The organism is Rhodopseudomonas palustris (genome assembly GCF_003031265.1).
GTDB classification, from domain to species: domain Bacteria; phylum Pseudomonadota; class Alphaproteobacteria; order Rhizobiales; family Xanthobacteraceae; genus Rhodopseudomonas; species Rhodopseudomonas palustris_H.
Map to the genome: position 1 here is coordinate 3,173,763 of NZ_CP019966.1, position 25,490 is coordinate 3,199,252.

Annotated in this window: 25 protein-coding genes; 16 read left to right on the top strand and 9 right to left on the bottom strand. The window is 67.1% G+C overall.

The features are described 5' to 3' along the window. Positions 1-14: 14 nt before the first annotated feature. The gene (locus tag RPPS3_RS14830) at positions 15-341 is read right to left on the bottom strand and encodes an NIPSNAP family protein (RefSeq protein ID WP_107344783.1); all 327 of its coding nucleotides are present in this window, start codon (positions 339-341) and stop codon (positions 15-17) included. A 110-nt stretch (positions 342-451) separates the two neighbouring features. Here RPPS3_RS14830 and RPPS3_RS14835 point away from each other — a divergent pair, with 110 nt between their 5' ends. Both RPPS3_RS14835 and RPPS3_RS14840 read left to right on the top strand, forming a co-directional pair. Continuing rightward, complete coding sequence (locus RPPS3_RS14835; RefSeq protein ID WP_107344784.1) at positions 452-703, top strand: BrnT family toxin; 252 nt, start codon at positions 452-454, stop codon at positions 701-703. Further along, a complete protein-coding gene (locus RPPS3_RS14840; protein WP_107344785.1) occupies positions 693-977 on the top strand; it encodes a BrnA antitoxin family protein in 285 nt (94 codons plus the stop codon). Before RPPS3_RS14835 ends, RPPS3_RS14840 begins: the two co-directional genes overlap by 11 nt. A gap of 34 nt (positions 978-1,011) precedes the next feature. On the opposite strand, the gene RPPS3_RS14845 is transcribed toward RPPS3_RS14840, so the two are convergent. Beyond that, the gene (locus RPPS3_RS14845; RefSeq protein ID WP_107346616.1) at positions 1,012-1,869 is read right to left on the bottom strand and encodes a hypothetical protein; all 858 of its coding nucleotides are present in this window, start codon (positions 1,867-1,869) and stop codon (positions 1,012-1,014) included. A gap of 129 nt (positions 1,870-1,998) precedes the next feature. On the opposite strand from RPPS3_RS14845, the gene RPPS3_RS14850 reads away from it, so the two are divergent. Together RPPS3_RS14850 and RPPS3_RS14855 are read left to right on the top strand one after the other, a co-directional pair. Continuing rightward, positions 1,999-2,376, top strand: a complete 378-nt coding sequence (locus RPPS3_RS14850; protein WP_107344786.1) for a PAAR domain-containing protein — start codon at positions 1,999-2,001, stop codon at positions 2,374-2,376. A 172-nt stretch (positions 2,377-2,548) separates the two neighbouring features. Beyond that, on the top strand, positions 2,549-5,104 hold the full coding sequence (locus RPPS3_RS14855) for a CHAT domain-containing protein (protein ID WP_210204447.1): 2,556 nt from the start codon (positions 2,549-2,551) through the stop codon (positions 5,102-5,104). Between the two features lie 13 nt (positions 5,105-5,117). Here the strand turns inward: RPPS3_RS14855 and RPPS3_RS14860 are convergent, their stop codons facing one another. The 3 genes from RPPS3_RS14860 to tpiA form a co-directional block, all read right to left on the bottom strand. Next, on the bottom strand, positions 5,118-6,749 hold the full coding sequence (locus RPPS3_RS14860; RefSeq protein WP_107344788.1) for a CTP synthase: 1,632 nt from the start codon (positions 6,747-6,749) through the stop codon (positions 5,118-5,120). Between the two features lie 167 nt (positions 6,750-6,916). Continuing rightward, positions 6,917-7,321, bottom strand: coding sequence for a preprotein translocase subunit SecG (secG, locus tag RPPS3_RS14865; RefSeq protein WP_107344789.1), 405 nt, complete (start codon positions 7,319-7,321; stop codon positions 6,917-6,919). A gap of 175 nt (positions 7,322-7,496) precedes the next feature. Beyond that, complete coding sequence (tpiA, locus tag RPPS3_RS14870; RefSeq protein ID WP_107344790.1) at positions 7,497-8,273, bottom strand: triose-phosphate isomerase; 777 nt, start codon at positions 8,271-8,273, stop codon at positions 7,497-7,499. A gap of 257 nt (positions 8,274-8,530) precedes the next feature. Here tpiA and RPPS3_RS14875 point away from each other — a divergent pair, with 257 nt between their 5' ends. The 5 genes from RPPS3_RS14875 to RPPS3_RS14895 all read left to right on the top strand — a co-directional run bounded on the left by RPPS3_RS14875 (position 8,531) and on the right by RPPS3_RS14895 (position 15,814). After that, positions 8,531-10,432: a SurA N-terminal domain-containing protein gene (locus RPPS3_RS14875; RefSeq protein WP_107344791.1), complete on the top strand. Its 1,902-nt coding sequence runs from the start codon at positions 8,531-8,533 to the stop codon at positions 10,430-10,432. Between the two features lie 36 nt (positions 10,433-10,468). Continuing rightward, positions 10,469-11,485, top strand: a complete 1,017-nt coding sequence (trpD, locus tag RPPS3_RS14880; RefSeq protein WP_107344792.1) for an anthranilate phosphoribosyltransferase — start codon at positions 10,469-10,471, stop codon at positions 11,483-11,485. A 146-nt stretch (positions 11,486-11,631) separates the two neighbouring features. Next, complete coding sequence (gene trpC, locus RPPS3_RS14885) at positions 11,632-12,453, top strand: indole-3-glycerol phosphate synthase TrpC (RefSeq protein WP_107344793.1); 822 nt, start codon at positions 11,632-11,634, stop codon at positions 12,451-12,453. A 246-nt stretch (positions 12,454-12,699) separates the two neighbouring features. Further along, positions 12,700-13,221, top strand: coding sequence for a cyclic pyranopterin monophosphate synthase MoaC (moaC, locus tag RPPS3_RS14890; protein ID WP_107344794.1), 522 nt, complete (start codon positions 12,700-12,702; stop codon positions 13,219-13,221). A 37-nt stretch (positions 13,222-13,258) separates the two neighbouring features. Beyond that, positions 13,259-15,814 (top strand): cation-translocating P-type ATPase, encoded by a 2,556-nt coding sequence (locus tag RPPS3_RS14895; RefSeq protein ID WP_107344795.1) that lies wholly within the window; start codon positions 13,259-13,261, stop codon positions 15,812-15,814. Between the two features lie 127 nt (positions 15,815-15,941). On the opposite strand, the gene RPPS3_RS14900 is transcribed toward RPPS3_RS14895, so the two are convergent. Next, positions 15,942-16,418, bottom strand: coding sequence for a hypothetical protein (locus tag RPPS3_RS14900; protein ID WP_107344796.1), 477 nt, complete (start codon positions 16,416-16,418; stop codon positions 15,942-15,944). A gap of 240 nt (positions 16,419-16,658) precedes the next feature. Between RPPS3_RS14900 and RPPS3_RS14905 the strand changes: the two genes are divergently transcribed. Further along, positions 16,659-17,162 (top strand): Hsp20/alpha crystallin family protein, encoded by a 504-nt coding sequence (locus RPPS3_RS14905; RefSeq protein WP_107344797.1) that lies wholly within the window; start codon positions 16,659-16,661, stop codon positions 17,160-17,162. A gap of 161 nt (positions 17,163-17,323) precedes the next feature. Next, positions 17,324-17,572 (top strand): PilZ domain-containing protein, encoded by a 249-nt coding sequence (locus RPPS3_RS14910; RefSeq protein WP_013502316.1) that lies wholly within the window; start codon positions 17,324-17,326, stop codon positions 17,570-17,572. Positions 17,573-17,611: 39 nt separating this feature from the next. Here RPPS3_RS14910 and RPPS3_RS14915 read toward each other — a convergent pair whose 3' ends face one another. Continuing rightward, the gene (locus tag RPPS3_RS14915; RefSeq protein ID WP_107344798.1) at positions 17,612-18,469 is read right to left on the bottom strand and encodes an OmpA/MotB family protein; all 858 of its coding nucleotides are present in this window, start codon (positions 18,467-18,469) and stop codon (positions 17,612-17,614) included. Positions 18,470-18,729: 260 nt separating this feature from the next. Between RPPS3_RS14915 and RPPS3_RS14920 the strand changes: the two genes are divergently transcribed. From RPPS3_RS14920 to arr, 3 genes are all read left to right on the top strand, one after another. Beyond that, complete coding sequence (locus tag RPPS3_RS14920; protein ID WP_107346617.1) at positions 18,730-19,356, top strand: HAD family hydrolase; 627 nt, start codon at positions 18,730-18,732, stop codon at positions 19,354-19,356. Between the two features lie 30 nt (positions 19,357-19,386). Then, complete coding sequence (locus RPPS3_RS14925; RefSeq protein WP_107344799.1) at positions 19,387-19,875, top strand: acyl-CoA thioesterase; 489 nt, start codon at positions 19,387-19,389, stop codon at positions 19,873-19,875. Positions 19,876-20,019: 144 nt separating this feature from the next. Beyond that, positions 20,020-20,433: an NAD(+)--rifampin ADP-ribosyltransferase gene (gene arr / locus RPPS3_RS14930; protein WP_107344800.1), complete on the top strand. Its 414-nt coding sequence runs from the start codon at positions 20,020-20,022 to the stop codon at positions 20,431-20,433. Positions 20,434-20,484: 51 nt separating this feature from the next. Here arr and RPPS3_RS14935 read toward each other — a convergent pair whose 3' ends face one another. Continuing rightward, complete coding sequence (locus RPPS3_RS14935; protein ID WP_107344801.1) at positions 20,485-20,814, bottom strand: hypothetical protein; 330 nt, start codon at positions 20,812-20,814, stop codon at positions 20,485-20,487. 198 nt (positions 20,815-21,012) lie between these two features. Between RPPS3_RS14935 and RPPS3_RS14940 the strand changes: the two genes are divergently transcribed. After that, on the top strand, positions 21,013-22,224 hold the full coding sequence (locus RPPS3_RS14940) for a molybdopterin molybdotransferase MoeA (protein WP_107344802.1): 1,212 nt from the start codon (positions 21,013-21,015) through the stop codon (positions 22,222-22,224). A 176-nt stretch (positions 22,225-22,400) separates the two neighbouring features. Then, the gene (gene lexA / locus RPPS3_RS14945; protein WP_107344803.1) at positions 22,401-23,111 is read left to right on the top strand and encodes a transcriptional repressor LexA; all 711 of its coding nucleotides are present in this window, start codon (positions 22,401-22,403) and stop codon (positions 23,109-23,111) included. 59 nt (positions 23,112-23,170) lie between these two features. On the opposite strand, the gene RPPS3_RS14950 is transcribed toward lexA, so the two are convergent. Then, positions 23,171-25,432, bottom strand: a complete 2,262-nt coding sequence (locus tag RPPS3_RS14950) for a ComEC/Rec2 family competence protein (protein ID WP_107344804.1) — start codon at positions 25,430-25,432, stop codon at positions 23,171-23,173. Positions 25,433-25,490: the final 58 nt, after the last annotated feature.

A 25,490-nucleotide genomic window follows, 5' to 3' on the forward strand; every position in this document is an offset into this window, starting at 1 on the left:
GATACTCATCCGAATTACTTCAGCGCAGAGAACGCGGTCGGCACCAACAGCTGATTGGTGATGCTGTCGACGATCTGGCCATCCTTCTCGGTTTCGGCCTTGGCGGCGAGCCATTCCGGATCGGTGGCGAATGCGGTCCATTTCTGCTCGCGCTCGGCAAGGCTCTCCCAGGCCAGCAGATAGGTCAATTCCTGGTTGGAAGCGCCGACCAACGTGGTGAAGAATCCGGCCTGACGGATGCCGTGCTTCTCGAACAGCTTTAAGGTGATGGTCTCGAACCGCTTGAGGATCGCCGGCAGCTTGCCCGGCACACAGCGATAGACTCGCGACTCGTAGATCATGACGCCCTCCACATCGTTGTGGCGCTTATAGCGGTAAGCGACGGGGGTTGTCTTGCCCGCCGCGCAAGGAGCAGAGTTGCACATTGCCATAACAAATTGTATATACAGCAATGTCGGATTTCGACCCGGCCAAGGATGCGATCAACCGTGCCAAGCACGGCATCTCCCTGGCGCGTTGGGTCGATTTGCGCGTGCGGTCCATCATCCGTGACGGTCGCTTCGACTACGGTGAGGACCGATTTCGCGCTTACGGATATATAGACGGCCTCGCCTATTGCTTGGTGTTCACCTATCGCGATCGGCTTCGTCCGATCAGCCTGCGCCGCGCGCACGACAAGGAAATGAGGCGCCATGCCCCGTAAACGCAGCGAGCCTGTTTTCGATGAAGACAACCCCGAGTGGACCGCAGAGGATTTTGCCAACGCGACGCCCGTGAACATCATGGCGAAAGACCTGACATCGGAATTCCTCGCGAAGATTCCAGGCCGTCGCGGTCCGCAGAAGGCGCCGACCAAAGTCCCGGTGTCGATCCGGCTCAGCGCCGACGTGGTGGAGCACTACAAGGCGACCGGCCCGGGCTGGCAGTCCCGGATCGACGAGACGCTGCGCAAGGCAGCGAAGCTGAAGGCCGGCTAATTGCTGCCGGTCCGCTGACGCAAACGGCGCGGCGTCAGCGCGGCTTCGGCGGCGGAATTTCGCCGGCGGTGGCCGCGGTCCGCGGGTCGACCAGCGTCACCTTGGCGCCGGGTTCGGCGCCGAACAGCTTTCTGAAATGCTCCGGCCCGAGCAGTTTGGCCGCTTCGTCGATCAGGTGCTGATTGCGGGCGTTCAGCGCCTCGGCGCTGGGCTGACCAGTGCCGGGCCAGGGCTGCGCCGCAAAGCGCTGCACCTCGCCGCGCAGCCGCAGCAGGCTGGCCAGCTTCGCCGGCTCGGTCGCCAGCACTTCGGTCGCGCGTCGTTCGAATTCGTCCACTGCGATGCCCTCGCCGCCTGCCACCACCGTCAGCCCGCCCGGCCGCGCCAGCCGCGCCACCAATTGCGCGCCGCTGCACGAAGCGACCTTGGCGGCCCAGGCGGTGTGCTGCAGCCCGTAGGTGCCGTAGATGAAGCTCGACAGCGGGTAGCCCCGCGCCTTGCTGACCGTCAGCGGCGGAACGCTGCCGTTCGCCGTCGCGTACAACACCTGATTGGCTAATTGGTGGCACACGCCGTCGACGCCATAGGTGTAGATCGTGCCGCGCGCCGCCGCCGTGGTGTTGGAGTCCGCATTCGGCTGCACCAGGCACTGCGCGAGCTTGAGATTGCCGGACTGCTGGCCGAGCGCGCCGGTCGGATTGATCGGCGTTCCGCCTTGCGGATGAAACGGCCCCCAGCAGTACCAGAACGACTGGCCCGCTACGACGACGTCGGCGATGGTGCTGTAGGGATGAACCTGGTTGTCGTAGCTGGTGACCCAGGTGTGGTCGACCGGGGATTCGGAAGACCAGGCCGGGATCGCCCAGGCGTAGAGGTTGACCGAAGGTGTCATTTCCATTCCCCTGAAGAGAAGTCGCCGGACACGTTACGGTTGCGATGAAAACATCATCCACCGCAGGGGGAATGTCCATCGCAAGTCATGGTCATTCACGGAAATCGCCGAACCACCAAGGAGTCAGGTATGGCCACACCACCCGAGCGTAGCGCCGGCGGCGCGCTGTGCCCTGCTTGTGGCGCAGCCTCGGCGATCGCTCTGCTGCTGATGCTGGGCGCAGCGTCGGCGCTGGCCGAATCGCCGGCAAGCGGAGCGCCGGGCGTTGTCACCGGCGGCAGTCAGGACGTGATAGTCGGCGGCAAGCCGGCAGCCCGCGCCGGCGACACCACCAGCGACGGCGCTATCGTCGAAGGCTCAAACAACGTCTTCATCAACGGCAAGCCGGCGGCGATCGGCGGCAGCCGCACCGGCTGCGGCGGGGTGGTGATCGGCAGCGGCTCGGGCGTGTTCATCAACGGCAAGCCGGTGGCACGCGCGGGCGACAGCACCGCGAACTGCAAGTAACGAGGCCGCCCGGTCCGGCATGCCAATTTCGTTACCGCCACGCCTATTCATCGGTACTCGTTTTGTCGCTCGCCTGCTCCTCGCAGCGCTCGCCCTTCCCCCTGTGCTGGTTCCGACCTTCGCCGCGCAAGCCCAAGCGCAGCAGCGCGGGGCGCCGACCGAGCGCGAACTGGTGGCGAAGATCAACGATGCATTCCGTTCACTGCAGGCCGGAGATCGCGACGGCGGTCGCCAGCGTCTCACCGCCGCGCTGCGCGCCGTGCGTGATAGCAGCTATCACCCGCTGACCATCCAGGCCTATCTCAGCGCCGCCACCTTGTTCGAGCGCCGCCGCGACACCGCGATAGCCTCTGAACTGTTCGCCGAGGCCGCCAACACCCGCGCCGCGCGCGAGACGAGCCCTGAGGCCACCACACTGTGGTTCGAATACGCCCGCTTCCTGGAACGCACCGTCCAGTACGAGCGCGGCATTCCGGTCGCGGTCGAGGCCAGCAAACGGATGCGTGCGATCTATGGGCCGAACAGCGCGCAGGACATCGCCGGCCGCGACATCCTCGCGACACTGCTCACCGACAATGGCGCGGTGGCGGCCGGACTCAACCTGTCGGAAGAGACCTATCTCGGCGCGCGCAAGGCGCTCGGCGACAACGAGCCGCTGACCTGGCGCACCGAAAACAACTACGCCGAAGCGCTACGCATGGTCGGCCATCCCGACCTCGCCGCCAAGATCGACGCGCCGCTGTTGAAGAAAAGCATCGCGCATTACGGCGTCGGCAGCATCCAGGCGCTGGTCAGCGCCAGCAATCTCGCGCTCGATCATCTGGCGATGGGCAACGAGGCCGAGACCATGCAGGCCCTCGCGCTGCAGAAGCGTTGCGCCGCCGAACTCGCCGATCCCACCTCCGAGCACGTCGCCCAGGCCGATACCTGGATCGCCTACGCCAAGGCCTACTTCCATCCCGACCGCGCGCTGAGCACGGCCGAACTGGAAGCGATGGCGCGGGTCAAGGACTGGAACGGCGCGCCGGACCTGCTGCGGATCAAATCCGCGCAGCTTGCAGCCGATCACTACGAACGTCGCGGCGATAGCGCGCGTGCGCTGGCGCTGCGGCTCGACGCGTATCACCGCTCGCAGGAAACCATCGCGCGCCAGCATCCGATCACGTTCGACGCCCTGCTCGGCGTCGCCGTGACACGGTTGAAGCGCGGTGATCCTGATGCGCTGGCGACCTTCAAGGACGTCGAGCAGCAATCCTTCAACTGGATGCTGCGCGAGGTCGGCACCGCCGGCAACCGTTACGTCGCCGAGACGATGCGCAAGCTTGCCGACGATATCCTCTACGAATACGGCCGCTACGCGCTGATCGATCCAACGGCGGCAGTCGCCTATGCGGACGCGGTGTCGCGCTGGAAGACCATGGAGGACGGCGAGCGCACGTTGCTGCGACTGACGCTCGACCGGCTGCCCGACGAGCCGACGCGCGAACTCGCGCGCGCTGTGCTGCGGCTGTCCGGCCAGCAGCAGGAGATGCTGTCCTCCGGCAAGCTCGACGACGATGCCCGCGACGTGCTGAAGCGTCTGCAGGAGGCGCGGCACCAGCTCGCCGCACGCGCTGGCACCAGGCCGCCGGCCGACGTGCAACTGCCCTCGGTCGCCGACAAACTCGGGGCGACCGACGCGCTGGTCGATTTCTTCGTCAGCGGCCGCGGCAGCCGGGTCAATCCGGCCGAACCGAAACCGGCCGCACGGCTGCAGGCGGTGATCCATCGTCACGGCAAGCCGCCGCAGGTGATCGACCTCGGCCCGCTCGACGGCTTCACCGCCCCCAGCGTGGCCGACGCGGATCGCACCCAGCCGTTCCGGCGCCTGTACGCGACGCTGATCGGGCCGCTGAAGCCGCTGCTCGCGGGCGTCACGCGGCTGTTTCTGGTGCCGGACGCAGACCTCTACAGCCTGCCGTTTGCGATGCTGCAGGATGGCAACGGCCGCCATCTCGATGAGATCTACGACACCCGGTTCCTGACCCGCGCTGACGCGATCGTGTTCGCCGAGCAGGACGACAAACTGATTGCGGAAAGCAAGGCGGTGCTGGTCGGCGGGCTCGACTATGCCGGCGCGGCCAGTCAACTGCCCTCGACCAAGACCGAGATCGAGCGCATCGCGCCCGATCTGCAGCGCAGGGATATCGCCAGCACGACGATGACCGGCAATGCCGGTGAAGCCTCAATCCGCAGCAAGGCCGAAGGCGCGACGCTGCTGCATCTCGCCACCCACGGCTTCTACAAGGCGGCGACCGATCGCACCGACGCGCTGTGGCGTAGCGGCCTCGTCGCCGCGCGTCCCCTGCTCGACCGCCCGCCGCGGCACGACGGCGATGACGGCGTGATCTACGCCCGCGAACTGATGGATTGGAATCTGTCGGCCGCCGACCTCGTCGTGCTGTCCGCCTGCCAGACCGCGCTCGGCGATCCGAGCCGGATCGGCAGCGTCCGCGGCCTGCCGACCGCGCTCGCCATCGCCGGCGCCCGGCGTTCGCTCCTGACGCTGTGGGAAGTCAGCGACGAAGGCACCGCGAATTTCATGGCGCGGCTTTACCAGGTGCTCGCCGACGACAATCTCGACTACGCCTCGGCGCTACGCAAAGTCCGCATCGAGGCGATCCACGGCAAGATCAAAGCCGCCGAAGACCCGTCGGTCTGGGCGGCGTTCGTGCTGTTCGAGAACTAACTGGCGAACCGCCTTACACCAGCCGGCTCTGCACCAGCGCCGCTTGGACGAACGAGGCGAACAGCGGGTGCGGGTCGAACGGACGCGACTTCAGTTCGGGGTGGAACTGGACGCCGATGAACCAGGGGTGATCCTCGTATTCGACGATCTCCGGCAGCACGCCGTCCGGCGACATGCCGGAGAACTTCAGGCCGTGCTGTTCGAGCCGGTCCTTATAGGCGGTGTTGACCTCGTAGCGGTGACGATGGCGCTCCGAGATCTCGGTGGCGCCGCCATAGACTTGGCTGACCCGGCTGCCGCGCTTGAGCGACGCCGGATAGGCGCCGAGCCGCATCGTGCCGCCGAGATCGCCAGCCTGGTTACGCTTCTCCAGCTCGTTGCCGCGCACCCATTCGGTCATCAGGCCGACTAGCGGCTCCGGCGTCGGGCCGAATTCGGTCGAGTTGGCCTGTTCGATGCCGGCGAGATTCCGCGCCGCTTCGATCACCGCCATCTGCATGCCGAAGCAGATGCCGAAATACGGCACGTTGCGCTCGCGCGCGAACCGTGCCGCCTCGATCTTGCCCTCGGCGCCGCGCTGACCGAAGCCGCCGGGCACCAGGATGCCGTTGACGTGCTCGAGGAACGGCGCCGGGTCCTCGTTCTCGAACACCTCGCTCTCGATCCAGTCGAGCTTGACCTGGACCTTGTTGGCGATGCCGCCGTGGCTGAGCGCCTCGATCAGCGACTTATAGGCGTCCTTCATCCCGGTGTACTTGCCGACGATGGCGATCGTCACCGCGCCTTCGGGATTGCGGATGCGCTCGTTGATTTCGTGCCAGCGCGCCAGCTGCGGCGGCTCCTTGGCGGCGATCGCAAACGCCGCCAGCACTTCATCGTCGAGTCCGGCGGCGTGATACGCCTCCGGCACCGCGTAGATGTTGTCGACGTCGCGCGCCTCGATCACCGCGCTTTCCCGGACGTTGCAGAACAGACCGAGCTTGCGCCGCTCTTCCTTGGGAATCTCGCGGTCGGTGCGGCACAGCAGGATGTCCGGCTGGATGCCGATCGAGCGCAGTTCCTTGACCGAATGCTGGGTCGGCTTGGTCTTCAGTTCGCCGGCGCTCGGGATATAGGGCAGCAGCGTCAGGTGGATGTAGATCACGTCGCCGCGCGGCAGATCGTTCTTGATCTGGCGGATCGCCTCGAAGAACGGCAGGCCCTCGATGTCGCCGACGGTGCCGCCGATCTCGACCAGCACGAAGTCGTAACCGTCATTGTCGCTAACGATGAATTCCTTGATCGCGTTGGTGACGTGCGGGACCACCTGGATGGTGGCGCCGAGATAGTCGCCGCGGCGTTCCTTGGTCAGGATGTCCTGGTAGATCCGGCCGGTGGTGATGTTGTCCTGCTTGGTCGCAGGCCGCCCGGTGAAGCGTTCATAGTGGCCGAGATCGAGGTCGGTCTCGGCGCCGTCGTCAGTCACGAACACTTCGCCGTGCTGATACGGCGACATCGTTCCGGGATCGAGGTTGAGATAGGGATCGAGCTTGCGAAGGCGGACTTTGTAGCCACGCGCCTGCAGCAGCGCACCGAGTGCCGCTGATGCCAGACCCTTGCCGAGCGAGGAGACCACGCCGCCGGTGATGAAGATATACCGCGCCATGGGACTTTACCTTTAATGCCGCCGGTCCGATTCGCCAAAGCGATTCGCAACCCCTCGGGCAGTTTGACGAATGCCTGTGGGTGACGCTGAAAACTCAGCTATTTCAGACGATTGCTAAAGGGGCCTCAGACCAGATGCGAGGCCCCGTCAGCGCATATCGGCAATGCTTACTGCGACTGCGGCGGGGTCGGTGCCGCAGGCGCGGCCGGTGCCGCCGGCTGCTGGTTCTGCTGCTGATCGGTCTGCTTCAGCGTGTCGAGCAGACCACCGCCCTGCGACAGCGGCGGCGCCGGCTGTCCCGGGGCCTGCTGCTGAATCGGCGCGGCGGTCGGCAGGATCGTCGTCGGCTTACGGTTGTAGCTCGCCAGCCAGGTGAGCAGCAGGCTGGTGGCGAAGAACCCGGCCGCGAGAATCGCGGTGGTGCGGGTCAGCAGGTTGGCGGTGCCGCGACTCGACATGAAACCGCCACCACCGCCGACGCCCAGGCCACCGCCTTCGGACTTCTGCAGAAGCACCACGCCGATCAGGCCCAGCACGAACATCAGGTGAATGACGATAATGACAGTCTGCATCGTACCCTTCCATCGCAAGCCAACGCCGCCGAATGGCCGATAGGCGCCGGCGGGCGGCTGCTCGACAGGCTTGCGGGATAAATGAAGTCGCGCGGTGTCTACACGATCGCGCGGGGATTTGTCACCCCCGCGCCGCGCGGGAAACGCCGCAGGAATACCGCTTGGCGCGGTTTAGTTAGGGGCAGCCCGCCGCAATCGCAAGGAAATCGGACGCCTTCAGGCTGGCGCCGCCGATCAGCGCGCCGTTGACATGCGGCACCGCCAGCAATTCGCGGGCGTTCGAGGGCTTCACCGAGCCGCCATACAGGATCCGCATGGTCTCGCCCGCCGCACCGAACCGATCGCTCAAAGTCTTGCGGATAAAGCCATGAACTTCCTCGACATCGGCCGCTGTCGGGGTGCGGCCGGTGCCGATCGCCCAGACCGGCTCATAGGCCACCACCAGATTCGCCGCGGTCGCGCCATCCGGCAGCGAGCCGGCCAGCATGCCGGCGACCACATCGAGGGTGTGGCCGGCGTCGCGCTCGCCCTGAGTCTCGCCGACGCAGACGATCGCCACCAGCCCGGCGCGCCACACCGCCTGCGCCTTGGCGCGGACGATCGCGTCGTTTTCGGCATGATCGGCGCGGCGCTCGGAATGGCCGACGATGATCGCAGCCGCGCCGGCATCGGCCAGCATCTCGGCGGCGATGTCGCCGGTGTGGGCCCCCGACGCATTGGCGTGGCAATCCTGGCCGCCGATCGAGAACGGCAGCGCCTTGCCGGCGTGCGCTTCCGCGACTCGCGCGGCGAAGCTCGCGACCAGCGTCGCCGGCGGGCAGACCAACAGATCGATGCCCTGCGGCAGCTCGGCGGCGCCTTTCAGCATCGCATCGAGCTCGGCCACCGAATCCTTCAGGCCGTTCATCTTCCAGTTTCCAGCAATCAGAGGACGAACGGCGGGGACCGGCATGAGCACTCTCGCAATAAAGGGTTGAACCGTTCCGCTAGCAGAGCCGATTGCGAGACTCAAGGAGACGTGAACGCGAGCGCTGCGGCGATCCGCAGCATTGGCCGCTGCAACGGGATGGCATCTGCACCGACCGCGACATTGGCTGCGGTTGCGACGCCCCAGACGGCACTTTATGATGGATTTTCAAGCCGGCGACGCTAGTTTGCCCCCCGCGCTGACCCAGCGCGGCCGGTTCCCTCCTGACAAAAAGTGACTCCATGCTCCGAGGAATGCGCAAAGCCTCATCCAACTGGATTGGCAAGACCATCATGACGATCGTGATGGGCGTCCTGATCGTCAGCTTCGGAGTTTGGGGTATTGCCGACGTATTCCGCGGATTCGGCCGGTCGACGCTCGCCAAGATCGGCAGCACCGAAATCTCCACCGAGCAATTCCGCCAGACCTACAATGACCGTCTGCAGCAGATCGGCCGCCAGTTCGGCCGGCCGCTGACCCCAGATCAGGCGCGCGCGATCGGAATCGATCGCCAGGTGCTGCAGCAGACCATCGCCGAAGCCGCGCTCGACGAAGACGCGCGACGGCTCGGCCTCGGCCAGTCCGACGCCGACACCATGAAGTCGATCCTGGAGGATCCGAACTTCAAGGGCGCCAACGGCCAGTTCGATGCCAACCGCTTCCAGCAGCTGATCCGCCAGTTCGGCTTCACCGAGCAGCGCTATCTGGCCGAGCAGCGCCGCGTCGCGCTCCGCCGCCAGATCGCCGGCAGCCTCACCGCCGGCCTCGAGCCGCCGAAGACGCTGATGCAGGCGCTGAGCCAGTTTCAGAATGAAGAGCGCGCCATCGACTATTTGAAGCTGACCGATGCGCAGGCCGGCACCATCCCGGCGCCCTCGCCCGCCGACCTCACCGCGTTCTACGACTCGCACAAGGCGCAGTTCCGCGCCCCCGAGTATCGCAAGATCTCGTTCCTGGTGGTGACGCCGGAATCGATCGCGAAGTGGGCCGAGGTGTCGGACGCCGACGCGCAGAAGCTGTTCGAGCAGCGCAAGGACAAGCTGTCGACTCCGGAGAAGCGCCAGATTCTGCAGATCGTGTTTCCGAACGTCGAAGAGGCCCAGGCGGCCCGCGCCAAGATCGCCAGCGGCACCAGCTTCGCCGACCTCGCCAAGGAGCGCGGCGTCAAGCCGGCCGATCTCGATCTCGGCCTGGTCAGCCAGTCGGAGATGCTCGATCAGAAGGTCGCCGCAGCCGCGTTCGCGCTGCCGCTGAACGAAGTCAGCCAGCCGGTGCAGGGACAGTTTGGCACCGTGCTGCTCGAAATCACCAAGATCGAGCCCGGCAAGCAGCCGGACTACGCCAGCGTGGCGGCCAGCCTGAAGCGTGACCTTGCGCAGGAACGCGCACGCAAGCAGGTGCAGGAGCTGCACGACAAAATGGAAGACGCGCGTGGCGGCGGCGCCAGCGTGGTCGACGCCGCCAAGCAGCTCGGCCTCACCGCCGTGACGATCGACGCGATCGACCGCGCCGGCCGCGGGCCGGACGGCGCACCGGTGGCGGCGATCCCGCAAGGGCTCGAACTCGCCAACGCCGCCTTCAACAGCGAGCCGGGCGTCGACAACGACGCGATCAGCTTCCAGAACGGCTACGTCTGGTACGACATCCTCGGCATCACGCCGTCGCACGAACGGCCGCTCGACGAGGTCAAGGACAAGGTCGAGGCCGGCTGGCGCGCCGAGCAGGTCACCGAGAAGCTGCGCAAGCTTGCGGCCGAGCTGGTGCAGAAGCTGCAGGGCGGCGCCAAGCTCGCGGAGGTCGCGCCGGCCGGCGTCACCGTGCAGACGGCCTCCGGCATCAAGCGCGAAGGCGCCGATGCCGGCCTGCCGAACACGGTGGTCGACGCGGTGTTCCGTACCGCCAAGGACGGCGCCGGCCAGGTTCAGGGCGGCAGCGCCACCGAGTGGTACGTGTTCCGCGTCACCGGCGACACCGTGCCGACCGCCGACCTCAACGCGCCGCAGATGCAGCAGTTGAAGGACAATCTGGTGCAGCGGCTGCGCGACGAACAGGTCGGCGAGTACATCGCCTGGCTGGAGAAGGACATCGGCACCAAGGTCAATCAGGAAGCGGTGGCGCAGGCAACGGGGGCGGCGACGAACTGACGGCTGAGTGCCGCCGTTTCGTCACCGAAAGGGACAATGGTTGATTTCAAATCGATTATCGCAAAGGTCGCGACCGGCGCGACGCTGACGCGCGACGAAGCCACCGACGCTTTCGACGCGATGATGTCCGGCGACGCGACGCCGTCGCAGATGGGCGCGCTGCTGATGGGCCTCAGGGTCCGCGGCGAAACCGTCGACGAGATCACCGGCGCGGTGACCACGATGCGGTCCAAGATGCTGCCGGTGTCGGCGCCGGCGGACGCGGAGGACATCGTCGGCACCGGCGGTGACGGCTCCGGCTCGGTCAACGTGTCGACCTGTGCGTCGTTCGTGGTCGCCGGCTGCGGCGTCACCGTCGCCAAGCACGGCAACCGCGCGCTATCGTCGAAATCCGGCGCCGCCGACGTGCTCGCCGCGCTCGGTGTCAAGATCGACATCCCCCCCGAGCAGGTCGGCCGCTGCGTCAACGAAGCCGGCATCGGCTTCATGTTCGCGCCGACTCATCATCCGGCGATGAAGAACGTCGGCCCGACCCGGGTCGAACTGGCGACCCGCACCATCTTCAATCTGCTCGGACCGCTGTCCAACCCGGCCGGCGTCAAGCGTCAGATGATCGGCGTGTTCTCGCGGCAATGGGTGCAGCCGCTCGCGCAGGTGCTGAAGAATCTCGGCGCCGAGGCGGTCTGGGTCGTGCACGGCTCCGACGGCCTCGACGAGATCACGCTGTCCGGCACCACCGCGGTGGCCCAGCTGAAGAACGGCGAGATCACCAGCTTCGAGATCAGCCCCGAGGACGCCGGCCTGCCCCGCGCGCCGGCCGACGCGCTGAAGGGCGGTGACGCCCAGGCCAACGCGGTGGCGCTGCGCGCCGTGCTGGAAGGCATGCCGGGCCCATACCGCGACGTCGCCCTGCTCAACGCCGCCGCGACGCTGGTCGTCGCCGGCAAGGCCAAGGATCTGAAGGAAGGCGTCGCGCTCGGCACCCAATCGATCGACAGCGGCGCCGCCGAAGCGCGGCTGAAGAAGCTGATCGCGGTCTCCGCGGCGGCCTGAAGTACCAGTTGCCGTCATGCCCGGGCGTGTCCCGGGCATCCACGCCTTGGGGCCGGCGCAACGGTGAAGGCGTGGATGGCCGGGACAAGCCCGGCCATGACGAGAAGACTAAGCGACTTGATCATAGCAACGTAGGTGGCATCGCCGTGTCCGACATCCTGACCAAGATCGAAGCCTACAAGCGCGAGGAGATCGCCGCCGCCAAGCGCGAGCGTCCGCTGGCTGCGATCGAGGCGATCGCCCGCGAAGCGTCGCCGCCGCGCGGCTTCGTCAAGGCGCTGCGGGCCAAGCATGCGGCCGGCGACTACGGGCTGATCGCCGAGATCAAGAAGGCCTCGCCTTCGAAGGGCCTGATCCGGGCCGACTTCGATCCGCCGGCGCTGGCCCGCGCCTACAAGGCCGGCGGTGCAGCCTGCCTGTCGGTGCTGACCGATACGCCGTCGTTCCAGGGCAGCCTCGATTACCTCGTCGCCGCGCGTGCCGCGGTGTCGCTGCCGGCGCTGCGCAAGGACTTCATGTACGACACCTATCAGGTGGTTGAGGCCCGCGCCCACGGTGCCGACTGCATCCTGATCATCATGGCGGCGCTCGACGACGCCGCCGCCAAGGACATCGAGGACGCCGCGTTCGACCTCGGCATGGACGTGCTGCTCGAAGTCCACAATGCCCCCGAACTGGAGCGCGCACTGAAGCTGCGGTCGCCGATGGTCGGCGTCAACAACCGCAACCTGCGGACCTTCGAAGTCACGTTGGCGACCAGCGAGGCGCTGGCGCCGCTGATCCCGAACGATCGCCTGATGGTCGGCGAAAGCGGCATCTTCACGCCCGCCGATCTCGCCCGCCTCGCCCACGTCGGGATGTCGACCTTCTTGGTCGGCGAAAGCCTGATGCGGCAGCCGGACGTCACCGCCGCCACCCGCGCCCTGCTGACGCGTCAAACGACGCCGCAGCAGACCGGGACTAATTAGTGACAATCCCTGCGCCACGCCTCGGCCTTCACCCTCCCCTTGAGGGGGAGGGTCGGCACGGGGCGCGCATCGCGCGGCCCGTGACGGGGTGGGGTGACAGCCTCTCGATCACGACGAGCCGCGCCGCAAAGGCGTCACGCGCGGCCTCACCCCACCCCGGACGGCTGCGCCGTCCGACCCTCCCCCTCCAGGGGAGGGTGAACGCGTGCTGCGATCGCTCTCTCCTCCTCATTGCGAGGCCTTCCCGTGGCTAAAAAGTCCACCACTCGCGCCGCAACCACCCCCGCCCTCACCCATATCGGCGCCAGCGGCGAGGCGCGGATGGTGGACGTGTCGGAAAAGCCGGCCACCGAACGCGTCGCAGTCGCGGAAGGCCGCGTGGTGATGAAGAAAGCGACGCTGGAGCTGATCCTCAGCGGCGACGCCAAGAAGGGCGACGTGCTCGGCACCGCGCGCGTCGCCGGGATCATGGCGGCCAAGCGCACCGCCGAATTGATCCCGCTGTGCCATCCGCTGGCGCTGTCGAAGGTCACGCTCGACATTACGCCGGATGCCAAGCTGCCCGGTTGCATCGTTCGCGCCACCGTCAAGGTCACCGGCCCGACCGGCGTCGAGATGGAAGCACTGACCGCGGTGTCGGTGGCGTGCCTGACGATCTACGACATGATCAAGGCGGCCGAACGCGGCGTCCGGATCGAAGCCATTCATCTGATCGCCAAGACCGGGGGCAAGTCGGGCGACTACGTCGCGAGCGCGAGACGAAAATAGGCTAACATCGGCGGGCTCTCGAACGTCAGGTTTCCCGATGCCCGACCTCGCCTCTCCCTCCGACAGCATCTCCGGCCTCAGCGAGCGCGAGGCTGCGGAACGGCTCGCCAGCGAGGGCTACAACGAGCTGCCAAGCCCTGATCGCCGCACCCTGCTCGGCATCGTGTTCGAGGTGGTACGCGAGCCGATGCTGGCGCTGCTGCTCGGCGGCGGCGTGGTTTACATGGCGCTCGGCGATCTCAAGGAAGCGATCATCCTGCTGATCTTCGCCACCCTGTCGGTGGTGATCACGGTGGTGCAGGAAGCGCGCACCGAGCGCGTGCTGGAGACGCTGCGCGATCTCACCAGCCCGCGCGCCCTGGTGATCCGCGACGGTGTCCGCAAACGCATTGCGGGGCGCGAGGTGGCGCGCGGCGACGTCATCGTACTATCCGAGGGCGATCGCATCGCCGCCGAGGCGGTGCTGCTGCAGGCCGACGATCTGCTCGTCGACGAGTCGCTGCTGACCGGCGAGTCAGTGCCGGTACGCAAGCTCAGCCGGGACGAAGCCGACACTACCGCGTCGCATCGTCCCGGCGGCGACGATCAGCCCAATGTGTATTCCGGCTCGCTGGTGGTGCGCGGCGGCGGCCTCGCCGAAGTGACCGCGACGGGTGCACGCAGCGAAATCGGCAAGATCGGTCAGGCCCTCGGCTCGATGCAGACCGAAGCGCCACGGCTGCAGCAGCAGACCCGCGCGTTGGTCCGCACCTTCGGCATCATCGCCGCCGCATTCACTGCACTGGTCGTGATCCTCTACGGCGCATTGCGCGACGGATGGCTCGACGCGGTGCTGGCCGGCATCACCGTCGGCATGTCGATGCTGCCGGAAGAATTCCCGGTGGTACTGACGGTGTTCATGGCGATGGGCGCCTGGCGGATCTCGCAGGCCCGGGTGCTGACCCGGCGCGCTGCCGCGATCGAGGCGCTCGGCTCCGCCACCGTGCTGTGTACCGACAAGACCGGAACGCTGACCGAGAACCGGATGTCGGTCGCCGAACTGCGGCTTCCTTCTGGCGAGGTGTTCCGGCCGCGCGAGGATGGCGCGCTGCCGCAAGGCTTCGCGCCGCTGCTGGAAACCGGCCTGCTCGCCGCCGCACCCGATCCGTTCGACCCGATGGACCTCGCGCTGCACCGGCTCGCCGGCGACCATCTGCCCAACGGCAATGGCGCCCGCAGCCTCGTCCACGCTTACGGGCTGCGCCGCGACCTGCTGGCGATCACCCAGGTCTGGCGCGACCCGGACGATGTCAGCAACTACGTGGTGGCGGCGAAAGGTGCGCCGGAAGCGATTGCGCGGATGTGCGGCCTCGATGCCGCCGCGCTCGGCAACGTCTCACGCACCGTCGATGCGATGGCGGCCGAGGGGCTGCGGGTGCTCGGCGTCGCGCGCGCGTCGCATCCGGACGAGGATTGGCCGGAGACCCAGCTCGGCTTCCGCTTCGACTTCCTCGGCCTCGTCGGCCTCGCCGACCCGCTGCGCGCATCGGTGCCGGCCGCCGTCGCCGACTGCCGTGCCGCCGGCATCCGCGTGGTGATGATCACCGGCGACTATCCGGCGACCGCGCAGGAGATCGCGCGCCAGGCAGGGATCGATGCGGACAGTTGCGTCACCGGCGAAGAGATCGCCACGCTCGACGACGCCGCGCTCGCCGAGCGGCTGCGTCGCGCCACCGTGTTCGCGCGGATCATGCCGGAGCAGAAGCTGCGGATCGTCGAAGCGCTAAAAGCCGACGGCGAAGTCGTGGCGATGACCGGCGACGGCGTCAACGACGCGCCATCGCTGAAGGCCGCACATATCGGCATCGCGATGGGCGGCCGCGGCACCGACGTCGCGCGCGAAGCGTCGGCGATCGTGCTGCTCGACGACGACTTCGCCTCGATCGTCAAGGCGATCCGGCTCGGACGGCGGATCTACGACAACCTCGTCAAGGCGATGGGCTTCATCTTCGCCGTGCATGTGCCGATCGCCGGGCTGGCGCTGCTGCCTCTGCTGTTCGGATTGCCGATCCTGCTCGGACCGATCCACATCGCGTTCCTGGAGATGATCATCGATCCGGTGTGCTCGATCGTGTTCGAGGCGGAGACCGCCGAGGACGACGCGATGCGCCGCCCGCCCCGCGATCCGGAGCAGCCGCTGTTCAGCCGGGCGCTGATCGTGTGGGGCATGTTGCAGGGCCTGTTGGTGTTCGTGCTGGTCGCCGGCGTGTTCGTGATCGGCCAGATGCGCGCCATGCCGGACACCGAGCTGCGCGCGCTGACGTTCTTCGCGCTGGTGCTGAGTTTCGTTGGACTGATCTTCGTCAATCGCTCGTTCAGCGCCTCGCTGCTGACGGCTCTTCGGCGTCCCAACGCGATGCTGGCGGGGATGCTCGGCATCGTCGCGGTGGTGCTGATCGCCAGCCTGGCATGGCCCTGGCTGCGCGATCTGTTCCGGTTCGGCCCGCTGCATCCGGACGATCTCGGCCTCACCGCGGCCGCGGCGCTGGTGGTGCTGATCGTGCTGGAACTGGTCAAGCCGCTATGGCGGAAGATGATGCGGCAACCGGGGTAGCCTGGCCGCCGCATCGCGGGACGCGGATCGGCGTCGTTACGCGAACGCGTAGTCCACCGCCTGCCGGTCGATCACGAAACGGCTGGTGTTGGCGCAGTCTTCACAGCGATAGATGTGGCGCTCGAACTCAACCTTGCGTCCGACCGGTCGTGGCTCGACGCGCACGAGCCGCATGGTCGCGCCGCACTCCGGACAGCGGGACGGGTCGAAACTGGTTGATACGTGGCGCCAGACCATAATGCCTCCTCCATGATGGCCGGTAGTCGTCGGACGGATCATGCTGAGCGGCGCGGTCGCCGCTCAGCCGGATCGAGGCCCCGCCTTTCGGTGGCGGATCGTCGTCATCGAGCCGCTGCAGCGCGTCGAGGATTGCGCGTAGCGGCACCGGATTGCGGTGCCCCGGCGCGAGACGCAGCCACGGCTGCTGCTCGACGGCGTTGGCGTCGGACGCCCATGAGGAGAGGATGGCGCGCTTTTCGGCTGTGCAAAGCGCGTCGTCGCGCAGCACCTGATCGGGATGATCATAGACCGTTGCCGAGGGGCGCAAGGTCGTGACGCTGGCGGCGCCAGGCGCGTAGCTGTGTTCGAAATTGGTAGATCGCATCTGTGGTCCTCCCGAATTCCTCCTTCCAAACCGGGACGGCCGATGACTTGGACACGGCGTTACCGTTTTCAAGACGGTGCGCGAAAGAAATCTTCGAGCCCATCCCACGGGACTACCACCCTGCCCCTTGACGGCGGCGCAACCGCGCCCAAATCGAAAGCGCACCCGCGATACGCGGGCGACTTCCAGATCACAACTAACAGTATCGAGGACTTCAAGACTGAGTACGAGGAGGCATCCATGAACATGCGCGACATCATCCCCTGGGGCCGGACCAATCAACCCGCGCCCCGCTCGTTCGAAGGCGACCCGTTCCTGTCGCTGCACCGCGAGATGAATCGGCTGTTCGACGACGTATTCCGCGGCTTCGACGTGCCGGCCCGTGCCGGCGCCCTGACGCCGTTCAGTACCGGTTGGCCGAAACTCGAAATCACCGATGGCGACAAGGAGCTGAAGATTGCTGCCGAAGTGCCGGGCCTCGAGGAGAAAGACATCGAGGTACTGCTGGACGACGGTACGCTGACGATCCGCGGTGAAAAGACGGCGTCGAACGAGGCCAAGGACAAGCAGTTCAGCGAGCACTTCTACGGCAAGTTCGAACGCCGGATTCCGCTGGACGTCGCAGTTGCCGCCGACCAGGTCAGCGCCAGCTTCAAGAACGGCGTGCTGACCGTGACGCTGCCGAAGGTGGAACCGTCACCCTCGACGGCGAAGCGGATCGAGATCCGGCCTGCAAACTCATAACCTGGCATTAAGCATCCGCGCCCCGGCTCCCTCGAAGCTGTCCGGGACGCGGCTTAGTTGCGAGGAAGTAGCGCCGGTTTAGAGTCGACAACAACTCGAATTTAACAAGTCTCGGTTGCAATCGGGCTGCCCCCTTATCCAGCCAGCCGGGAGCCACTTGTATGACTCAGCCGCGACGGTTTGCACGCGTCCGCCCCAGCGGGCTCGTCTCTGGGAATGCCAATCTGATCGTCGGCCCGAAGCTGCCGGTGATCCCGTGCCGCGTCGTCGACTACTCGGCGGGCGGCGCCTGCGTCGAGCTCAATGCCGACGCCAATCTGCCGCAGCGCTTCGAGATGCTGCACGGTGCTACCAAGAAGAAATGCCGGATGGTGTGGAAGCGCGGCCGCCGCGTCGGACTGTGCTTCTGAGCTTGAGCCGCCAATCGAAGTCGTCAGCTCAACCGGTTGTCAGCGCTGCAGATCCGGCGGCAACGGCGGGTTCTCGCGCATCAAGGTGATGGTGACGCGGCGGTTGGCGGCGAGTGTCGGCGCATCGGGAAACAGCGGTTCGCCGTCGCCCTTGCCGACCAGCGAGAGCACCTGGCTGGTGGGCAGGCCCTCCTGCTTCAGGACCTCGCGCACCGCATTGGCTCGGTTCACCGACAGGCTGAGCGGATCGTCATCGCCAGCTTGTACCACGGTCGCCGCGGTGTGGCCGACGATGATCACGCGCAGAGAGGTCGCGCGCAGCGGCGCAGCGAGCCGGGCGACCAGCTTGCGGGTGCGTTCGTAAGGCACCGCCGAGCCGTCCGGAAACATCGGCCGGCCGTCCTGATCGGTGAGTTCGAGATTGAGCCCGACCGGCGTCTCTTCGAACACGACGTTCTTGGACATCTCGGCCAGTTCCGGCACGTCCTGCAGCGCTTGGCGCAGCGACGCGGAAGCCAGCGCGAATTCGCGCTCGGCCTTGGCATGAGAAGCGGCGCTCCCCGAACCACCGGCCTCTTCCAGATGCGGCGTGTTGCTGGCCTGATCGGGTGCGACGTTGCGCTTGCTCTTGACGTGGCCCTGCACCGGCACGCCGTCGGTCTCGATCACGCCGGCGAACCGCGAGTTCTGCTGCACGCCGAACGCGTCGCGCATCGAGCCGGCCACGATCTGCATCTTGCGCAAGTCCTGGGTCGAGAACGACACCAGCATGACGAAGAAGCTGACCAGAAGGCCCATCAGGTCGGCAAAGGTGACGAACCAGCCGTGGGTGGCGTGAGCTTCCTCGGGCTTCTTCTTGTTGTTGCCCGAGGACAGGCGTCCACCACCACCCTTCATCGGCTTGGATCCGATGCGGTCGACGACGGCAGCAAGATGGGAAGTCCGAAGCGCATGAGCGGATCGCCGCTGGTCAATACCCGGCGCCGCGACCCCGCATACGGTGCAAGGTGATTGCAGCAAGATGCGCTTCGCAGCGGCATTTCTTGTAGCGGCTGCGGATTACCAAACGGTTTCGTCAGTCTATAACATTCTTTAACCAAAATGCGTCTGTGTCGCCACCTCATGACTCGCAGCATCTCATCGACAAGGTTCTCAGCATGACCACCGCCCTCGCCCCCGGCGCCGCCGATGCGCTGCTGTTCGATCTCGGCCGCGTGGTGATCGACTACGATCTGCGCCGCACCTTGAAGGCGTGGGCCGTCGAGCTCGGCAGCGATCCGCATGCGCTGATGGCCAAGCTGGCGCAGGACGACACCTTCCATCGCTATGAGACAGGCCACGTCACCGATGCGCAGTTCTTCGCCGCCGTGCGCAGCGCGCTCGGGCTGACGCTGACCGACGAACAGTTGCGCGAAGGCTGGAACGCGATCTTCATCGGCGAAATGCCGGGCATCGCGCCGCTGCTCGACCGCGCCGCCAAGCAGCTGCCGTTGTACGCGCTGTCCAACACCAACGATGCGCATATCGCGCATTTCTCCGAGCACTATGCCGAGCTGCTGGTGCACTTCCGCGAACTGTTTCTGTCGTCGCAGATCGGCATGCGTAAGCCGCACGCCGAGACCTACGATTACGTCGTCAAGGCGATCGGCGTTGCACCACAGCGCATTGTGTTCTTCGACGATCTGGCGGAAAACATCGAAGCCGCGCGCGAGCGCGGGCTGCACGCCGTCCAGGTGCATTCCAGCGACGACGTCGCCCGCACCCTCGATCAGCTCGGGCTGTAAGCGCGCGAAACCGACGACCGACGAGACGTGATGATGACCGACGCTTCTGCCGATCTTGCCTGGGATCATCCCGCCCCGTTCACGCTACCGATGACGCCCGCGCCGGCCGATATCGACGGCCTCAACCACACCAACAACTCGGTCTATGTGCGATGGTGCGACAGCGTCGGCTGGGCGCATTCAGAAGCGCTCGGGCTGTCGCTCGCCGACTGGCAGCGGATCGATCGGGCGATGGCAATCCGGCGCGGCGAATACGACTACCTGCTGCCGAGCCATTTGGGCGACGAATTGCTGCTGGGAACCTGGATCTATGGCAGCGACGGCAAGCTGGTGATGGAACGCCGCTTCCAGCTGATCCGCCTGCGCGACGGCGCCACCATCATGCGCGGACGCTGGCAACTGGTGTGCATCGAACTGAGCAGCGGCCGCCCGCGCCGCCTGCCGCCGGAATTCGCCAGCGTCTATCTGCCGGTGATGATCAAGGCCGACGACGGCGGCCAAGCGCCGGCAACGACTTAAGGCAGCCTCTCCTGCTCGGCCCGAATGCGTCTTGAGCCGGGGCGAAGGAAACCGCGACGCGCTCGGTATCAGCCTCGAGGCTGATGAACCCGACACACACCGACGTCGTTGTCGTCGGTTCAGTCACACCGGAGCGCGCCCCTCATGTCCGCAGCGGTCAGCATGTTCGTGCGTCAGTTCTTCCACGGGACACGGGCCGATCTCGGTCCCGGGGAGCTGATCGTGATCGGCTACCAGTCCAACTTCACCACCGTCGCGCCGCTGTCCTGGGTGTATTTCTCCGGCACGCTGGACGCTTCGATCTGGGGCGCCGAGCTCGCCGCCGGCGATGCGCCGCAGCGGATCTATGTGGTCGAACCGACCGGCCCGTTCGAAGACGATCCCAATCTCACCGACAAGAAATTTCCCGGCAATCCGACGCTGTCCTATCGCTCGAAGCATCCGCTGCGCATCGTCGCCGAAGTGACCAAGTGGCAGGGCCACTCGCCGGAGCGCGTACAGCAGATGAAGGACGGTCTCGCCCGCCTCAGCGCCGAAGGCGCCGAGATCATCGATTAACGCTTCAGAAGCACTGCGGCGTGGACTCGCGCGCAATGCCGCGACCGTTCGTTACTGCGCCGGCAGCGCCCGGCAATCCATCGAGTACACCAGCTCGCCCTTGGCGGTGCGGCCGATCGGCTGGCACGGCGTCGACGTACGGCTCGCCTGTGCGCTCGGCGCTGCCGCAGGCCGCGCGGCTTCGCTCGGAGCCGCGGCCGGCGCGGCTACAGGGGCCGCTGCAGGCTCAGGCGCGGATGCGGATGGCGGGCCGTAATCGCCGGCGTTGAACGACGGCGCCCAGCCTTTGCTCCAGTCGTGGCGCATCCAATACACCGAGCCGAACGCGATGATGCCGACCACGACCATGATCCGCAGGAACCATTTCGGGAAATCTTCCATCTGCGCGCTCCACGTCCGCTCGATGCCTGGAACCGGTCGTACAGGCGAAGACGACGGTTCGACAATAATGATTTAGGCCGACGCGGCGGCACGCCGCGCTCGCCGCCGACGCCGAGCGCATCTTGCGCGGGCGCTGCGCGCCACCTAAAGCCGGATCGTGACGGTTCGATTTCAACTTGCCTGCGAGGGAGAGGCCCGATGGCTCTGATGCCGGTCGACGACGCGCTGGCCGCGGTGCTGGCTGGTGCGCATGGACTCGACACCGAGCTGGTCGCGATCGAGGACGCGCACCGCCGCGTGCTGGCGCGCGATCTCGCCGCGCTGCGGACCCAGCCGCCGCAGGCGATGTCGGCAATGGACGGCTACGCCGTGCGCGCTGCGGACGTGGCGGCGACACCGGCAACGCTCCGGGTGATCGGCGAGATCGCGGCCGGCCGCCCGGCGACGATCGGCATTGGCCCAGGCGAAGCGCTGCGCATCTTCACCGGCGGCGTGGTGCCGGACGGTTCGGACGCCGTGGTGATCCAGGAAGACACCGTGCGCGACGGCGACCGCGTCACCGTCAATGAAGCCGTCAAACCCGGCCGTCACATCCGCCCGGCCGGAATCGATTTCAAGGAATCCCAGGTGCTGCTGCGCCAGGGTCACCGGCTGAACGACCGCGACCTCGCGCTCGCCGCCGGCATGAACCACGCGGCGCTGCCGGTGCATCGCCGCCCGCGGCTGGCGATGCTCGCCACCGGCGATGAGCTGGTGATGCCGGGCACGGCGCCCGCTCCCGGCCAGATCGTCTATTCCAACGGCTACGCGCTGCGTGCGCTGGCGCGCGCCGAGGGCGCCGACGTGATCGACCTCGGCATTGCCGCCGACACGCTGGAAGCGACCCAAGCCGCGATCCGGCAGGCGCGCGATCTCGGCGTCGATTTGCTCGTCACCACCGGCGGCGCATCGGCCGGCGACCACGATCTGGTCAAAGGCGCGCTGGAGGCCGAAGGCACCACGATCGCGTTCTGGAAGATCGCGATGCGCCCGGGCAAGCCGATGATGCACGGTCATCTCGGCCCGATGCGGGTGATCGGCCTGCCCGGCAATCCGGTGTCGTCCTACGTCTGCGCGGTGCTGTTCATGGTGCCGCTGATCCGCGCGCTGTGCGGCATGAGCGAGCCACGGCATGTCCGCGAGCCGGCGCTGCTCGGCGCGGATCTTTCTGCCAACGATCAGCGCGAGGACTATCTGCGCGCCACGCTGTCGCGCGACGAGACCGGACGGCAGCTCGCCACTCCGGTCGACAGCCAGGATTCGTCGCTGCTGGCGCGGCTGGCATCGGCGGAAGCGCTGATCGTGCGCCCGGCTTTCGCGCCGGCCGCACCCGCCGGTTCACCCTGCGTCATCCTTAAGCTCCCGCTATAGCGACCCGTGAAAATCCTAGATTTCGATTAAGAGGTTGCGGAACACACCCCGAACAGATAGTGTCCGTTCATGATTTGTTTTCGAGATTCGGCGACGGTGACGCTCTCACAAGGGCTCGTGGCCCGAACCGAAACGCACCTCGAACCGGCACATCATCGCCGACTGGGGATTTGCCGATGCTGACGCGCAAGCAGTTTGAGCTGTTGAAATTCATCAACGAGCGACTGAAGGAAGCCGGCGTGCCGCCGTCCTTCGACGAGATGAAGGATGCGCTCGACCTCCGTTCCAAGTCCGGCATCCACCGCCTGATCACCGCGCTGGAAGAGCGCGGCTTCATCCGGCGGCTGCCCAATCGCGCCCGCGCGATCGAAGTCATCAAGCTGCCCGACACCGGCGGGATGCCCGGCAACAGCCGCCGCGGTTTCACCCCGAGCGTAATCGAAGGCAATCTCGGCAAGGTGCGGCCGCCGAGCCCGGCGCCGGCCGAGGATGACCATGATCGCGGCAGCGTCGCGGTGCCGGTGATGGGCCGGATCGCGGCCGGTACGCCGATCGAAGCCCTGCAAAGCCGCAGCCACACCATCAGCGTGCCGGCCGACATGCTCGGCAGCGGCGAGCACTACGCGCTGGAAGTGCGCGGCGACTCGATGGTCGAAGCCGGCATCCTCGATGGCGACATGGCGCTGATCCAGAAGAACGACATCGCCGATACCGGCGACATCGTGGTGGCGCTGATCGACGAAGAGGAAGCTACGCTGAAGCGCTTCCGCCGCCGCGGCGCCTCGATCGCGCTGGAGCCGGCCAACGCCGCCTATGAGGTGCGGATCCTGCCGCCGAACCGCGTCCGCATCCAGGGTAAGCTGATCGGGCTGTACCGCAAGTATTGAGGCGCGCAGCGGACAGAGCTGGTCTCCCGCTCTGTCGTCGGCGTGCGGGCCTTTGCGCCCTACTCGTCGCCCACTTGGTCCTGTGGCGCCGGCGTTGCGTCGATCGGCGCACGGCGGCGGCTTGAAGGTTCGGTCGAGATAGCCGCGTCCGTCGCCGCTGGAGCCCAGGGCCGACTCTGGCCGCGAGGTCGGGCGGCCTCCGCCACGAACAGCCCTCGATCGTTTCCGCGCCGCCGCAGCGCCAGCGCGCCATTCGCCTGTAATTCGTCCCGGCCGATCACCCGTGCGGCGCAATCCGGCGGCGGCTGGCCGGCGGTGATGATCAGCACGGCACGGGCGCAATCGTCGGCGAGCCCATCGGGACGGAGCGACAGTGCGACCAACCGTCCGTCGGCGAGCGGCGTCACACAGCCGTCCGGATCGCAGGAGACGCCGGCTCGCAGCGATGCTGCATCCGGGGCGCGGGAATCGGCATCGGCGGCGAGCCACTCCTTCAGCCGAAAGCTATCCGCGCCGCCCTGCATCAGGCGCAGCCGGCCGTCGGCGCCGCGTACCGCGACCTGCCTGCCGTCGCCGGCAATCAGCACCTCCGGCTGCGGCGTTAGCGCCGCCCAGGCGATGGCGACGCCAACGCTGAGCGCCCCGGCCCAGCGCAGCGGCGAGCGGAGCAGACCGAGCATCACGATACCGAGCGAGGCGACGAGCAAGGGGCCGGTGCCGAACGCGGTGACGCGGCCGACCGCGCCGGGCAGCGACGCCACCCATTGAGCGACCAGGATCATCCAGTCGATCCCGAGTTCCATGATCCGCCAGAACGGCGCATCGAGCCCGAACGGCATCGCCGCGAGCCCGAGCAGCCCCGCCGGCATCACGATCGCCGACACCACCGGCATGGCCGCCAGATTGCTGAGCACGCCATAGGGCGTGATGCGGTGGAAGTGATAGGCCGCGTACGGCATCGTCGCGAAGCCGGCGACCAGCGAAGCCAGCGCCAGCAGTGCAATCTCCCGCCCGCCCCACAGCGCCACCCGCGCAGCAGTCGAACTATCGGCCTGCGCGAACAGCGCCGGCATGCCGATCTGCACCAGCGCCACCAACCCAAGTGTGGCCGCGAACGACATCTGGAAGCTCGGATGCACCAACGCTTCCGGCGCGATCAACAGCACGACCAGTGCGGCCAGCGCCAGGGTCCGAAACGTGATCGCGCGGCGGTCGACCATCACGGCGATCAACACCACCGCGGTCATCAGAAAGCTGCGCTGGGTCGCAACTTCCGCACCCGACAGCGCCAGATAGAACGCGGCCGCCAGAAGCGCGACCGCGGCCGCAACCTTCTTGATCGGAAACGTCACGGTCAGCCGCGGGATCAGCGCCAGCAGGGCACGCAGCGCGAAGAACACCACGCCGGCCACCACCGCCATGTGATAACCGGAGATCGACAGCACGTGACCGAGACCGGAGATGAACATCGCGTCGTTCACCGGGGTCGAGATCGCGTCTCGCTTACCGGTGAGCAGCGCGGTGGCGATCGCGCGCGGATCGCCCCCCAGCGACGCGCGGATCCGGGCGTCGATCGCATCGCGCAGGCCCTGCATCACCGCGGCGTAGCGCAAGCGCCAGCCGCCATCCTGCGGCGGCTCGGCGGTGGTGATCGCGCCGAGTACGAAGCCGGACGCCGCGATGCCCTGGAAGTACAAATCGCGCGCGAAGTCGTAGCTGCCCGGTCGCAGCGGTTGAAGCGGCGGCTGCAGCCGCGCCTTCAATGTCACGAAGCTGCCGACCGCAGGCGCCGTCCCTTTCTTCACCGACAGCCGCACCCGCTCCAGCGATGGTACCCGCGCCGCCTGCATCTGCGTCACGCGGAGGACGAAGCGATCGGTGCGCTCGCGCTCCTCGCGGATTTCGACAAAGCCCCGCAGCTCCGCGGCGAACACCGGCGCGGCCAGCACCGGATGCGCGATCCGTGCCGCTTTCAGCGACGCGGTCGCAAAGCCTGCCACGAGAGCCGCCAGCAACAGGACCGGTGCGAAGGCTTGGCTGCGCCGCAGCAGGATGGCCGCGCTTCCGAACGCCGCCGCGGTCGCTGCCGCCACCCAGGCAACCGGCTCGTGATCGGCGGCGAAGTACAAGGCAATACCGGCGCCGAATGCCACCGGCGTCCACGGCAGCAAGCGGCCCGGCCCCGCCTCGGCCCGCGCCCAGTCGCGTAACAGATCAAGAAAAGCCGGTCCCCACGACAGGCCGGACGGCAGCAACGCACCGGCGCCCGCCGGCACCCCGGTCGGCCATGTCCGTGCTCTGGTCCGATCGCGCCGCTCCACGGCACCCGCCCCCGTCCGCCGCGAGCGGAACAGTGGAGCAGAATGCCTCCGCCGGCAA